Below are 12052 nucleotides of genomic sequence, written 5' to 3' on the forward strand. Positions count from 1 at the left end.
GCTGGCGATGGAGTTCAAAAAAGCGCTGCTGAGCGCTTGTTGTCGTTCCAGGGTCTCAAGCCATCCGCGGCGCTCGAGCTCCGGTCGTATGACATCGATCATTTCGGCGACAGCGAGAGATATGCCGGTGCGTCCAGCATGCCGTTGTCTGCCGGGTCGACCGCGATCATGCGCGCGCGGCTCAGTCTGCCGACCCTGAGCCTGTCGCTGGTGAGGACCTTCCCGCGGATCATTCGCGGCTATCAGCTGGCGCATGCCGCCGCCGTGGTGGTGCCGATGGATCATGTGACCTCGACCCGCATCAATGGGCAGTCAATCGGTAGTTCGATTGTCATCTTGAAGGGCGCGTCCGATTGCCTGGTCTATGAGCCGGTCGGCCGTCTGATCGGTGTGGTCTACTTCACGCCGCCCGCGTGCGGGCCCTGGTCTCGACTGGATGGCTATCATTTGCTGAGCCCGGCAGCGGACGTGCTCGCCTCGCTGCAGTGCCTGATCTCGGCAACGCTTGAAACCGCCGCCAACGATCCGGACTTCCTGAACGGGCCGATTTCGCGAGCGGCTGTCGAACAATCCCTGCTCGGCGCGATCGACGGCGCCATCCGGACCAGCGTGGACAGCAGGTCTGTGCATGCCACGACAGAGAGCTATCTGCGGATCGTCGCCGACATGGAAAGATCGATCCGGCACGATCTGACGATCTGGCTCAAGACGACCGAAATGGCCGAGCGGGTGGGCGTGTCGGTTCGGACCCTGCAGAGTGCGACGCAGGCCATCTGCGGCATGAGCCCGAATCGCTATAGCCGGGTCCTGCGTCTCTGGTCGGTGCGCCGGCAACTGCGCACCGGCCCGGGACGGCGCAGCGTGAAGGCCTGCGCCATTGCCCATGGCTTCTGGCATTTGAGCGAGTTCGCGGCGAGCTACAGGGCGGCGTTCGGCGAGCTGCCGTCCGAGACCCTGCATCGAGCTGTGCGGGAGCACAGCTAGAAGGGAGATCGCGACCTAACCGGCCGTAGCGCCCCAATCGCCCAGCACGGCCTGCACCAGCGCCAGCGCCGCCACCGCGGCCGTGTCGGCCCGCAGGATCCGCGGGCCCAGCGCCAGCCGCAGAACCCTGGGCTGGCGCAGCAGCAGGGCCCGCTCTTCTTCGGCGAAGCCGCCCTCGGGGCCGATCAGGACGTCGATACCATGCCCGGATGCGCGCGCCTGTTGCAGGCTCTGGATCGGATTCTCGACCTCGGCCGCCTCGTCGCAGAACACCAGCAGGCGATCGGCGGGGCGCTGGCTGAGGTAGCGCTCGAGCGGTGCGGGCTCGGCCACGGTGGCGAGGCTCAGGATCCCGCATTGCTCGGCGGCCTCGATGACATTGGCGCGCATGCGCTCGGTGTTGACGCGCGAGGCCTGGGTGAACCGGGTCTGGACCGGTTGCAGGATGGCGGCGCCCATCTCCACGGCCTTCTGGACCGTGTAATCGAGCCGGGCATGCTTGAGCGGGGCGAAGACGTAAGCGAGGTCGGGCAGCCGATCCTGGGGGCGGACTTGCTGCAGGATGACGAGGTTGTCGGGCCGCTTGCGGCCTTCGATCGCGGCCTGCCATTCGCCGTCGCGGCCGTTGAAGGCCAAAACCTCCGCCCCGGCGGCAAGCCGCAGCACATTGCCGAGGTAGTTGCTCTGGTCACGGTCAAGCGGAACCCTGGCATCCAGGGCCAGGGAGGGCTCGACGAACAGGCGGGGGGAGCGAAAATCGTGGGAGGGCATTGGTCAAAAGTCCGATTTGCCGCCGTTCTTAACCGAAAGCAGCCGTTTCAGGGGTAATTATTGCCGAATTGGTGCGTCGGCGCGCCGCGCTCTTGCCCTATTCGACGGGTTGTTAAGCGCCGGCGGGAATCGTAAAATCGCGGGCGCGCTGGTTGCGCTTCAATTGGGAAGACGCCGAACCCCGTAAGCTCCTGCCGGAGAGACTATCTTGATGATCCGTCGATTGATGGTTCCGATCACTGCCGCCATGCTGACCATGGGTGCTGCTGGCGCCTACGCCCAGGGGTTCCCGGCGCCGCTGCCGGGCCGGTCCGCACCCGATCCCGCGTTTCCGCCAGTGAACGGTTCGGCGCCGGTCGCCTCCGTCGGCGGTGCACCGCAAGCCTCGTTCCCGACCAACGGCGCAGCTCCCATCGGCGGTGCCGGCGCCTTCAGCGCGGCGCCGCCGACGCAAGGCGGTTCCGGCGAGGACTGCATGAAGGCCTTCATGCCGCTCCGCGAGGAGGCCGAGAAGCGCGGCAAGCTGATCCAGGCCGCGAGCAGCCGTCATGCGCCGCCGGATGAGGCCTGCAAGCTGATCCGCAATTTCAGCCAGGCTGAGACCAAGATGATCAAATACATCGAGGTTCATGCCGCCAAATGCGGAATCCCGCCGAACGTCGGCGCCCAGATGAAGGACGGCCACAAGAACACCGAGGCCATGGCGACGAAGGTCTGCAACGTTGCGCAGCAGATGCAGAACCAGCCCCGCGGTCCGGCCGGTCCGTCGCTCAGCGAGGTGGTGGGTTCGGGCTCGGCGCCGGAAGCCAATGCAGGCAAGAAGGGCGGCAGCACCTTCGATACGCTCAACGGCAACGTCCTCACCCGATGAGTGACACATCCGCCCGCGTTGCCGATTCCACCGGCAACTGGGTCGATACGCTCGCGCCGCAATGGGCGCGGCCTTATTTGCGCTTGTCTCGCTTCGATCGTCCGATCGGCTCCTGGCTTCTGTTGATGCCGTGCTGGTGGTCGGCCGCGCTCGCCAGCGGCATGGCGCATGATGTCCATCGCCTGCCGCTTGTCATCGTGCTGTTCTTGATCGGCGCCTTCGTGATGCGCGGCGCCGGCTGCACCTGGAACGACATCACCGACCGCGACCTCGACGACAAGGTCGAGCGCACCCGCTCGCGGCCGCTGCCGTCGGGGCAGGTGACCACCAGGCAGGCGCTCGCCTTCATGGTCGCGCAGGCCCTGATCGGGCTCGTCGTGCTGCTGCAGTTCAACCGCTTCGCGGTTCTGACCGGCATCGCCTCGCTTCTGATCGTTGCGATCTATCCCTTCATGAAGCGCATCACCTGGTGGCCGCAGATCGTGCTCGGGCTCGCCTTCTCCTGGGGCGCCCTGATGGGATTCGCCGTCACCTTCGGGCGCATCGACGTCACCGCACTGGTGCTCTACGCCGGCGCGATTTCCTGGGTGATCGGCTATGACACCATCTATGCACATCAGGACGCCGAGGACGATGCGCTGATCGGCATCAAGTCCACCGCGCGCCTGTTCGGCGCACATACGCACCAGGCGCTGATCCTGTTCTATGGTCTTGCAGTCATGCTGATCGGTGTCGCACTCGCCTCAGGCGATGCGCGCTGGCCAGCCTGGCTCGGGCTTGCCGCCTTCGCCGTGCATCTGGGCTGGCAGATCGCGCGGCTCCGGATCGAGGATCCCGAGCTCTGCAGGCGGCTGTTCTATTCGAACAAATATGCGGGGGCGCTGCTGTTCGCGGGATTGCTGGCCGACGCGGTGATCCGCGCGGCTTAGTTCCTTGCAGTGATCTCGCGTTCTCCGCGATGAACCGGCAGCTCGCGCGCCATGGCGGTGCGGCGGCGCATCAGGAATGTCGGACGGCGGTCGCGGATCGCGTTGCGGCGGCGACGGCGCGGTGCGGGCTTGCGGGCACCTTCGTCGAGCTGCGGCAGCGCAAATATCTCGCTCCAGATCGCCCAGGCCTCAGCGAGATCGTCGCCATCGGCACTGACCAGCAGTGGAACGGAGAGCGAGGGATCGCGATGCACCAGGACGAGGGTCTGCGCCTCGTCATTGCCGCGCAGCGCGACGCCGGTGAAGTCGCTGACGCGGACGTTGATCGCCATCTGCATGCCGCGGACGGCACGGCGCAGCACGACACGCTCGCGATGAAGCTCGATTTGCCTGGTGTAGCCGTCGGCACGCGGATCATGCGCATCGAAGCGGACCGGAAGGGAAAGAGGGTCGAGCCGCAAGCTGCGGCTCGACCCGGCGGGGTTGGCCCCGCATGTTGCTGTTTGACGCCTCACGGCTTTAGTTCTCCCCGCCAGGATTATGTTCCCGGTCGATGCGAGGACCTTAGCGCGCTCGTTTCCGAAACCGCTTAAAAAGCCTGGTTAATCCGGCGTCACCGCCCGCCATGATTGACAAGACCTTGGCGCGCATGATTGACGAGACGTTGCGCAGAAGCCGCGAATCTGAGCCTTCTGCAGGCTGATAATGCTTGAAGTCCGCACCATTTGGGCACATCTGGTGTTCAGGGCCCCGATCGCCCCGAAACCTCCCGCGTCCCAACAGGATTTCGTTTGTGAACCCTTCACCAAGCTCGACGCTTTTGCCCCAGGAAACGTCCAAAGCCAATCGCGACCTGTTCGATCAGTCCGCGCTCTCGGATCTTGCTCAGCGTCTGGTCGAGGCGGCGAAGCGCGCCGGCGCGGATGCGGCCGACGCGGTCGCGGTGCGCGGCATCTCGCAGGGCGTCGAGGTGCGCGACGGCCGTGTCGAGGAGTCCGAGCGGTCTGAGGGCGACGATGTCGGCCTGCGCGTGCTGGTCGGCCGGCGCCAGGCCGTGGTGTCGACCAATGACGCCAGCGGCGATGCCGTGACCAAGCTTGCCGAGCGTGCGGTGGCGATGGCGCGTGTTGCGCCCGACGACAAATATGTCGGGCTCGCCGATCCCGCGCTGCTCGCGCGCGATTTCCCCGATCTCGATCTGCTCGATCCCGATGTTCCCGCGACATCAGAGCTCGAGCGCCGCGCACTCGAAGCCGAGGCCGCAGCACTTGCCGTCAAGGGCGTGTCGAAATCCGGCGGCGCCTCGGCCTCCGCCGGCATGGGCGGCATGGTGCTCGTCACCTCGACCGGTTTCCACGGCTCCTATCTGCGCTCGAGCCAGGGCATCTCGGCGACCGCGATCGTCGGCGAAGGCACCGGCATGGAGCGCGACTACGACTTCACCTCGGCGCCGCACGGTGCCGATTTGCTGTCGCCGGAAATCGTCGGCCGTTCCGCCGGCGAGCGCACCGTGGCGCGCTACAATCCGCGCAAGGTCGAGACCTGCAAGGTGCCCGTCGTGTTCGATCCGCGCGTTGCGGGCTCGCTGGTCGGCCATGTCGTCGGCGCCATCAACGGCGCCTCGATCGCGCGCAAGACCAGCTTCCTGAAGGACAAGCTCGGTCAGCAGCTGTTTGCGAAAAACATCCGCATCATCGACGACCCCCTGCGCAAGCGCGGCCTGCGCTCGCAGACGTTTGACGCCGAGGGCGTCGCCGTGAAGCAGACCGCGCTGATCGACGAGGGCGTGCTGACGACCTGGCTGCTCGATTGCGCCACCGCGCGCGAGCTCGGCCTCACCACCACCGGCCACGCCCATCGCGGCGTGTCGTCCTCGCCGTCGCCCGGGCCGTACAATCTGCATCTCGAACCGGGCACGCCGACGCCGGCCGAGCTGATCTCGGACATCAAGCAGGGCTTTTACGTCACCGATCTGATCGGCTCGGGCGTCAACGGCGTCACCGGCGATTACAGCCGCGGCGCCTCCGGCTTCTGGATCGAGAACGGCGAGCTCACCTATCCCGTGAGCGAGGTGACGATCGCGGGCCATCTGTTCGAGATCTTCAAGTCGATGCAGCCGGCCAACAATCTCGAGTTCCGCTACGGCATCAATGCGCCGACGGTGCGCATCGAAGGACTGACGCTTGGCGGACGCTGACAGTCTCGACGCAAACGTTCTGACGCGCGACGCGGCGCTGCTGCAGGACACGGTGCGGGAGGCAGGTCGCCTCGCGCAGTCGATGTTCCGCACCGAGCTGAAGAAGTGGATCAAGGGCGCGTCCTCGCCGGTCTCGGAAGCCGACATCGCCGTCAACGACCTCCTGGAAGCGCGCCTGCGCGGCGCCACGCCCGACTATGGCTGGCTGTCGGAGGAGAGCGCCGACGATGCCACGCGGCTGTCGCGGCGGCTGACCTGGGTGGTCGATCCCATCGACGGCACCCGCAACTATCTCAACGGCCATGACGAATGGTGCGTCAGCGTCGCGCTGGTCGAGGATGCCTTCCCCGTGCTGGCCGCGGTGTTCGCGCCTGTTAGCAACGAGTTCTTTTTCGCCGTCCGCGGCCAGGGCACGATCCTCAACGGCAAGCCGGTCCGGGCGACGGGGGGGACCGCGCTCGACTTCGCTCGGGTCGCCGGCCCGAAGCCGATGGTCGAGCGACTCAATACAAGCGGCGGCGAGATCAAGCTGCATCCGCGAATCGGGTCGCTGGCGCTCCGGCTCTGCCGGGTCGCTAATGGCGGGCTGGATGCGGCTTTTGCGGGGGGCAACAGCCATGATTGGGACCTTGCGGCGGCCGATTTGATCGTGCAGGAAGCGGATGGTAGGATGAGCGACCTCTCCGGAGATCCCATCCTCTATAATCGTCGGGAAGTGACGCACGGGGTGCTGGTGGCAGCGGGACGCGATCGTCATGCGAGCATTGTCGCGCATTTTCGAAATCGCCCCTTGCCCTGAGCGCGTCCTTTATGCTTTTCGAACACTGCTTTGCCGGGCAGCCCGTTAGGAGAACCCATGTCTGATAGTGCCCCGCAACAACTGCTCCATCTCGTCATCGGTGGCGAGCTGCTCGACCTCGAGCACAACACCTTCAAGAATCTCGACGACGTCGAGATCGTCGGCCTCTATCCGAACTATGCGTCCGCCCACGCCGCCTGGCGCGCCAAGGCGCAGAGCACGGTCGACAACGCGCAGATGCGCTATTTCATCGTCCATCTCCACCGGCTGCTCGACCCGAATCAAGAAACGAAGGCGCGTTGAAAAAACTGCTTCGCAATACGCTACGAAGCAGCTGGTTTCAGCGTGCCGTCGGGGTCCTGGCGGCCGAATATCTGCGTCTGGTCTGGCGGACCAACAGGTTCACGTTCGATCCGCCCGACGTCTATGACATCGTCGAGCCGCAGATCCCGGCGATCTTCGCATTCTGGCACGGCCAGCATTTCCTCACCCCGTTCATCAAGAACAAGGATTCCTACCGGGCCAAGGTGCTGATCTCCCGGCATCGCGACGGCGAGTTCAACGCGATCGCCGTCGAGCGGCTCGGCATCGGCCTGATCCGGGGTTCCGGGGATCACGGCGGCGCTTTCCACCGCAAAGGCGGCGTCGGCGCCTTCAGGGAAATGGTGTACACGCTCCAGGACGGTTGTAATGTCGCGCTGACCGCCGATGTCCCCAAGCGTTCGCGCGTGGCCGGCCTCGGCATCATCATGCTGGCACGGGAATCGGGGCGGCCGATCATGCCTTTCGCAATGGCGACCAGCCGCTTCATCCGGCTCAAGAACTGGGACCGCACCACCATCAACCTGCCGTTCGGGCGGGGCGCTCTGGTCGGCATCAAGGAGATCCACGTGCCGCCGGATGCCGATGCCGCCACCATGGAAGCGCTGCGGCAGGAGCTGGAAGACACGCTGAACGAAGCGACCCGCCGCGCCTATGCGCAGCTTGGTCGTCCGGGACCTGCAGATGGCTAATTCGCTGCCTCATGGGCTGCCGATGACGCTGCGGATGTATCGGCGCCTGGCCACGGGCCTGGTGCCGCTCGCGCCTGCGCTGATCAAGCGGCGGCTGAAGCAGGGCAAGGAAGATCCCGCGCGCGTCGGCGAGCGGCGGGGGCTCAGCCGGGACGTGCGTCCGCATGGCCCGCTGGTCTGGATCCACGGCGCCAGCGTCGGCGAGGTTTTGGCCGCGGCCGCGCTGATCGAGCGGTTGCGCGACCTCAATTTGCGCATCCTGCTCACCTCCGGCACGGTCACCTCGGCCGCCGTTGTGGCAAAGCGTTTTGCGCCCGACGTCATCCATCAATACGTGCCGTATGATTCCCCGCGCTACGTCGCGCGCTTCCTCGACCATTGGAAGCCCTCGCTGGCACTGTTCATCGAATCCGACCTGTGGCCGAACCTGATTTTGGCAGGCGCGGCGCGCCGGGTGCCGATGGTGCTGATCAACGGGCGGATGTCGCAGCGCTCCTTCCCGCGCTGGCGCCGGATGCACGGCACCATCTCGGCGCTGCTGTCGCGGTTCGACATTTGTCTCGCACAGTCCAACACCGATGCCGAACGCTTCTCTGCGCTCGGCAGCCGCGACGTCGTCACCACGGGCAATCTCAAGCTCGACGTTCCGGCGCCGCCGGCCGATCCCGCAAGGCTCGAACGGCTGATGACGATGACGCGGGGGCGTCCGATCATCGTCGCAGCCTCGACCCATCCGGGCGAGGACGAGATGCTGGTCACCGCGCATCGCAACCTCGTCGGTTTCTTCCCGCAGCTTCTGACCGTGATCGTGCCGCGGCATCCCGATCGCGGCTCGTCGATATCGGGTCTGATCACGGCGTCGGGCCTGAAGCCGGCCCTGCGCTCGCGCGAGGAGCTGCCGACGGCCGCGACCGACATCTATGTCGCCGACACCATGGGCGAGCTCGGCCTGTTCTACCGTCTCTCGCCGATCGTCTTCATGGGCGGATCGCTGATCCGCCATGGCGGCCAGAATCCGATCGAGGCGATCAAGCTCGGTGCGGCCATCGTCCATGGTCCGCACGTCTTCAACTTCGCCGACGTCTATGAGGCACTCGACGGCTGCGGCGGTGCACGCCAGGCCGACACGCAGGAGCTCCTCGTCAAGCAGCTTGGCCAGCTGCTGGCCGATCCGGCCGTGCGCAACAAGATGCAGCAGGCAAGTCACGGCGTGGTCGAGCAGCTCGGCGGCGCGCTCGATCGCACCATGACGGCGCTCGAGCCGTATTTGATGCAGTTGCGGATCGAGATGGGAGCCGCCAATGCGTGAGCCGGCCTTCTGGTACCGGCCGCGTTCCCCGAACTCATATCTCCTCAGCCCGTTGGGCGCGCTCTATGGCGCCATCGCTGCGCGCCGCATGGCGCGCAGTGGATTTGATGCCGGCATCCCCGTGCTCTGCGTCGGCAATTACCACGTCGGCGGCGCCGGCAAGACGCCGACCGTGCTGGCGCTGGCCAAGCTGCTGCGCGAGCTCGGCGAGACGCCGGTGGTGCTCAGTCGTGGCTATGGCGGACGCTTGCACGGCCCGGTGATGGTCAATCGCGAACGTCATACCGCTGCCGATATCGGCGACGAGCCGCTGATGATGGTGCGCGACGTCCCCGTCGCCGTCGCACGCGACCGCCTCGACGGCGTCGCCCTGGCCAAATCCCAAGGCGCCACCGTGATCCTGATGGACGACGGCTTCCAGAACCCGCTTCTGTTGAAGGACGCTTCGTTGATCGTGATCGACAGCGCGCGCGGCCTCGGCAACGGCAAGGTGTTTCCTGCCGGTCCGCTGCGCGCGCCGCTGAAGGCTCAGCTTGCGCGCACCGACGCGCTGGTGCTGATCGGCGACGGCCATGCCGCCGACGATGTCGCAGCGGAGATCTCCGCGCGCGGCAAGCCGGTGCTACGCGCGCGGCTGAAGCCGGACGCGGCTGCCGTCGCGCAACTGTTCGGCAAACGGGTTTTGGCCTTCGCCGGCATCGGCGATCCCGAGCGCTTCTTCCGCAGCTTGCGCGCCAGCGGTATCGAGGTTGCACGCACGCGCCCCTTTGCCGATCACCACATGTTTTCGCGAGGCGAGCTCGCCGCGCTCGCAGCCGATGCCCGGCGCGAGCAGCTCATCCCAGTGACGACGGAAAAGGATCTCGCGCGCCTGCGCGGCCGCGACGGCGTGCCTGACGGCATCGTGCCGTTCGCGGTCCAGCTCGAGTTCGGCGACCCGGCCAAGCTCAAGCAATTGATCAGCGACCATCTCTACACGGCCCGCGAGCGGCGCTTTTCAAGCCGCTGAAATTTCCGCGAACGATCGTCTCGTAGGGGTGGGCAAAGCGAAGCGTGCCCACCATCTATGTTCGCGTCCGGAGTGAGGTGGTGGGCACGCTGCGCTTTGCCCACCCTACAGCAGTTTGCCATTCAGCCAACGTTCATCGCAAAACCTATATCGATCCCACGCGATCTCGGAGAATGCGATGAAACTGCTTCTCGCGGCCCTTGCCGCCGGCCTTGTGTGTCTGATCGTTGCGCCCATGTTTGCACAGACGACGCCGGCGCCTGCGGCTCCAACCGCCACGGTGCCGGTTCCCGCGACCAAGCGCGTGACCTGTCTCGCAACGACGCAGAACCTCAAGGGGCAGGACAAGCGCGACCAGATGCAGCTCTGCATGGCGCAGGCGCGGCTCGATTGCCTGAAACAGGCGATCGATCAGAAGGTGGTCGGCGAAGCGCGCAAGAGTGCGATCAAGACCTGCGTGGGCACGGATGGTCCCGAGCAGGAATAGCCGCGCGGGTGAGGCCTCACGCCTGCGGCTTCGGTGCGCTCGGAAAATGCCGCTGCAGCACGGCGGTGGGCGTGGCGTAGGCTTCCTGCAGGTCCACGCTCCAGTATTTCAATTCGTCGAGCGGGATCCGCGTGTCGGTGATGGCGCAGCGCACGAAAGTCCCCGGCGAGATCACGCGGAAATCGCCGTCGAGATATTGCACCTGCGCTTCGCCATGGCCCGAAGGGCCGAACTTGTTGAGCACGGTCGAAAGTCTCCGTGGATGGCCCCGTTTGGAAAACCTTGCGGGGCACGATGTGTTGGACTGGATGTAGCATAAATAGGGTGGCTTGTCCGCCCGTTAAACCCACCGGTTTGTGATGTTTTGCCGCCGTTACCGCATGATAGTGCTTGAGGCCGTGCGGCACCTCCTGCGACAGAGTCCGATGCGCCTTCGACTGACCGCCCTGTTCCTGACGCTCTTGATGTCGGCCGCGCATGCCGCGCCGGCGCCTGCGCCTGCGCAGATCGAGATTCCGCTGTCGTCAGGCGTCCTGCATGCGCAACTGTTCAAGCCCGAGGGCGAGGGGCCGTTTCCGACCGTGATCGCGCTGCATGGCTGCGGCGGCCTCGGCAGCCATTCCGATTCCGTGCAGCCGCGCTATCGCGACTGGGCAGAGCGCCTGCTCAAGGACGGCAATGCGGTGCTGCTGCCGGACAGCTACGGCTCGCGCGAGCTCGGGCCGCAATGCCGCGTCAAGGAGACGCACGTCAAGGCGCGGCGCGAGCGCGTCACCGACATCGCGGCATCGCGGGCGTGGCTGATGAAGCAGAACTGGGTGGCGCGTAACCGTGTCAGCCTGATGGGCTGGGCCAACGGCGCCAGCGCGCTGCTCTGGGCGGTGCGTCCGCAGAGCGTGGCGCGCGATGCGGGACCGGATTTCCGCGCCGCGATCGCGTTCTACCCGGATTGCCGGATCTCCGCCGGTCTCGGCTGGAGCACGCGGGTGCCGACGCTGGTGCTGATCGGCGCCAATGACGACGTCTCGTCGCCGCCCGCCTGCCGCCAGATGGTGGATGGCGCCCACGGCCGCAGCGCGCTCGCGCGCATCGTGGTCTATCCCGGCGCCTATCACGATTTCGACCGCGCCAACACGCCGCTGCACGCGGCCGCCAGCACCGCCGATGCCGCCGTACCCGAGCACGGCCATCTCGGCACCGATTCCGAAGCGCGTGCGGACTCGCAGAAGGAAGTCGCGGAGTGGCTGGCGCGATAGCGGTGCCTTAGTTCGACCATGATGTCGGCTAAACGCATCTCTCATGCGCAATCGCTTCGCCCTCTTCTCCTCCGCACTGGTGATCTTCACCGTCGTGATCTTCCTGTTCGAAGCCCACGCCGGCTCGACCCAGCTCGCCCCGGAACATTGCGGCTTCTGGACCACGATCGACGCGGGCTTGTCCTGCCGGTAGGGGCGGGGGGAACTACGCACTGCCTCCACATCGTCATTGCGAGCGCAGCGAAGATTCCATGGGGGGTGGATAGCGACCGAGTCTGGAGCCAGACTGGAGTTGCAAAACCACCCAACCTGGAGACACCGATGTTGCTCGATCATCCTTCCGACGGACCGACCGCTATCCGCACGCAGTTTGGCGCAATTTTTGTGTCTTTGGAACTGAGCCGTTCGACGTGGCTGATCACGTCAC

At 65.9% G+C, this 12052-nt stretch carries 15 protein-coding genes; 12 read left to right on the forward strand and 3 right to left on the reverse strand.

Annotation, left to right across the window (positions count from 1 at the left end; all coding sequences use genetic code 11):
* Positions 1–138: 138 nt before the first annotated feature.
* The gene (locus FXB38_RS32665) at positions 139–984 is read left to right on the forward strand and encodes a helix-turn-helix domain-containing protein (protein WP_246230307.1); all 846 of its coding nucleotides are present in this window, start codon (positions 139–141) and stop codon (positions 982–984) included.
* Between the two features lie 15 nt (positions 985–999).
* Here the strand turns inward: FXB38_RS32665 and FXB38_RS32670 are convergent, their stop codons facing one another.
* Positions 1000–1755: a 16S rRNA (uracil(1498)-N(3))-methyltransferase gene (locus FXB38_RS32670; RefSeq protein WP_148755088.1), complete on the reverse strand. Its 756-nt coding sequence runs from the start codon at positions 1753–1755 to the stop codon at positions 1000–1002.
* A gap of 211 nt (positions 1756–1966) precedes the next feature.
* Between FXB38_RS32670 and FXB38_RS32675 the strand changes: the two genes are divergently transcribed.
* Positions 1967–2626 (forward strand): hypothetical protein, encoded by a 660-nt coding sequence (locus FXB38_RS32675; protein WP_148755089.1) that lies wholly within the window; start codon positions 1967–1969, stop codon positions 2624–2626.
* Positions 2623–3555, forward strand: a complete 933-nt coding sequence (ubiA, locus tag FXB38_RS32680; RefSeq protein WP_148755090.1) for a 4-hydroxybenzoate octaprenyltransferase — start codon at positions 2623–2625, stop codon at positions 3553–3555. Before FXB38_RS32675 ends, ubiA begins: the two co-directional genes overlap by 4 nt.
* Here the strand turns inward: ubiA and FXB38_RS32685 are convergent.
* Positions 3552–4070 carry a DUF6101 family protein gene (locus FXB38_RS32685; protein ID WP_148755091.1) on the reverse strand — a complete coding sequence of 173 codons (519 nt, stop codon included), beginning with the start codon at positions 4068–4070 and terminating at the stop codon, positions 3552–3554. The two genes, ubiA and FXB38_RS32685, sit on opposite strands and share 4 nt — an antisense overlap.
* 278 nt (positions 4071–4348) lie before the next feature.
* On the opposite strand from FXB38_RS32685, the gene FXB38_RS32690 reads away from it, so the two are divergent.
* From FXB38_RS32690 to FXB38_RS32720, 7 genes are all read left to right on the forward strand, one after another.
* Complete coding sequence (locus tag FXB38_RS32690) at positions 4349–5752, forward strand: TldD/PmbA family protein (protein WP_148755092.1); 1404 nt, start codon at positions 4349–4351, stop codon at positions 5750–5752.
* The gene (locus FXB38_RS32695) at positions 5739–6551 is read left to right on the forward strand and encodes a 3'(2'),5'-bisphosphate nucleotidase CysQ (RefSeq protein ID WP_148755093.1); all 813 of its coding nucleotides are present in this window, start codon (positions 5739–5741) and stop codon (positions 6549–6551) included. Before FXB38_RS32690 ends, FXB38_RS32695 begins: the two co-directional genes overlap by 14 nt.
* A 57-nt stretch (positions 6552–6608) precedes the next feature.
* Positions 6609–6854 carry a DUF4170 domain-containing protein gene (locus FXB38_RS32700; RefSeq protein WP_128953976.1) on the forward strand — a complete coding sequence of 82 codons (246 nt, stop codon included), beginning with the start codon at positions 6609–6611 and terminating at the stop codon, positions 6852–6854.
* Complete coding sequence (locus FXB38_RS32705; RefSeq protein WP_148755094.1) at positions 6851–7564, forward strand: lysophospholipid acyltransferase family protein; 714 nt, start codon at positions 6851–6853, stop codon at positions 7562–7564. Before FXB38_RS32700 ends, FXB38_RS32705 begins: the two co-directional genes overlap by 4 nt.
* Positions 7557–8873, forward strand: a complete 1317-nt coding sequence (locus FXB38_RS32710) for a 3-deoxy-D-manno-octulosonic acid transferase (RefSeq protein ID WP_246230309.1) — start codon at positions 7557–7559, stop codon at positions 8871–8873. The genes FXB38_RS32705 and FXB38_RS32710 overlap by 8 nt, the downstream gene beginning before the upstream one ends.
* Positions 8866–9882, forward strand: coding sequence for a tetraacyldisaccharide 4'-kinase (lpxK, locus tag FXB38_RS32715; protein WP_148755096.1), 1017 nt, complete (start codon positions 8866–8868; stop codon positions 9880–9882). Before FXB38_RS32710 ends, lpxK begins: the two co-directional genes overlap by 8 nt.
* A gap of 178 nt (positions 9883–10060) precedes the next feature.
* A complete protein-coding gene (locus tag FXB38_RS32720) occupies positions 10061–10369 on the forward strand; it encodes a hypothetical protein (protein WP_148755097.1) in 309 nt (102 codons plus the stop codon).
* Positions 10370–10385: 16 nt separating this feature from the next.
* Here FXB38_RS32720 and FXB38_RS32725 read toward each other — a convergent pair whose 3' ends face one another.
* Entirely contained in the window at positions 10386–10613 is a 228-nt protein-coding gene (locus tag FXB38_RS32725; RefSeq protein WP_148755098.1) for a DUF2093 domain-containing protein, read from the reverse strand.
* A gap of 181 nt (positions 10614–10794) precedes the next feature.
* On the opposite strand from FXB38_RS32725, the gene FXB38_RS32730 reads away from it, so the two are divergent.
* Positions 10795–11625, forward strand: coding sequence for a dienelactone hydrolase family protein (locus FXB38_RS32730; RefSeq protein WP_187435304.1), 831 nt, complete (start codon positions 10795–10797; stop codon positions 11623–11625).
* 43 nt (positions 11626–11668) lie between these two features.
* A complete protein-coding gene (locus tag FXB38_RS32735; RefSeq protein WP_148755100.1) occupies positions 11669–11818 on the forward strand; it encodes a hypothetical protein in 150 nt (49 codons plus the stop codon).
* The last annotated feature ends 234 nt before the right edge of the window (positions 11819–12052 follow it).

Source organism: Bradyrhizobium cytisi (assembly GCF_008123515.1).
Taxonomy (GTDB): Bacteria; Pseudomonadota; Alphaproteobacteria; order Rhizobiales; family Xanthobacteraceae; genus Bradyrhizobium; species Bradyrhizobium cytisi.

What these genes read in the sequence shown, in the direction of transcription:
- FXB38_RS32670 (WP_148755088.1), bottom strand. Translation starts at nt 1,755, where the DNA reads ATGCCCTCCCACGATTTTCGCTCCCCCCGCCTGTTCGTCGAGCCCTCC.
- FXB38_RS32675 (WP_148755089.1), top strand. Translation starts at nt 1,967, where the DNA reads ATGATCCGTCGATTGATGGTTCCGATCACTGCCGCCATGCTGACCATG.
- FXB38_RS32665 (WP_246230307.1), top strand. Translation starts at nt 139, where the DNA reads ATGCCGTTGTCTGCCGGGTCGACCGCGATCATGCGCGCGCGGCTCAGT.
- FXB38_RS32700 (WP_128953976.1), top strand. Translation starts at nt 6,609, where the DNA reads ATGTCTGATAGTGCCCCGCAACAACTGCTCCATCTCGTCATCGGTGGC.
- FXB38_RS32735 (WP_148755100.1), top strand. Translation starts at nt 11,669, where the DNA reads ATGCGCAATCGCTTCGCCCTCTTCTCCTCCGCACTGGTGATCTTCACC.
- FXB38_RS32720 (WP_148755097.1), top strand. Translation starts at nt 10,061, where the DNA reads ATGAAACTGCTTCTCGCGGCCCTTGCCGCCGGCCTTGTGTGTCTGATC.
- lpxK (WP_148755096.1), top strand. Translation starts at nt 8,866, where the DNA reads ATGCGTGAGCCGGCCTTCTGGTACCGGCCGCGTTCCCCGAACTCATAT.
- FXB38_RS32730 (WP_187435304.1), top strand. Translation starts at nt 10,795, where the DNA reads ATGCGCCTTCGACTGACCGCCCTGTTCCTGACGCTCTTGATGTCGGCC.
- ubiA (WP_148755090.1), top strand. Translation starts at nt 2,623, where the DNA reads ATGAGTGACACATCCGCCCGCGTTGCCGATTCCACCGGCAACTGGGTC.
- FXB38_RS32710 (WP_246230309.1), top strand. Translation starts at nt 7,557, where the DNA reads ATGGCTAATTCGCTGCCTCATGGGCTGCCGATGACGCTGCGGATGTAT.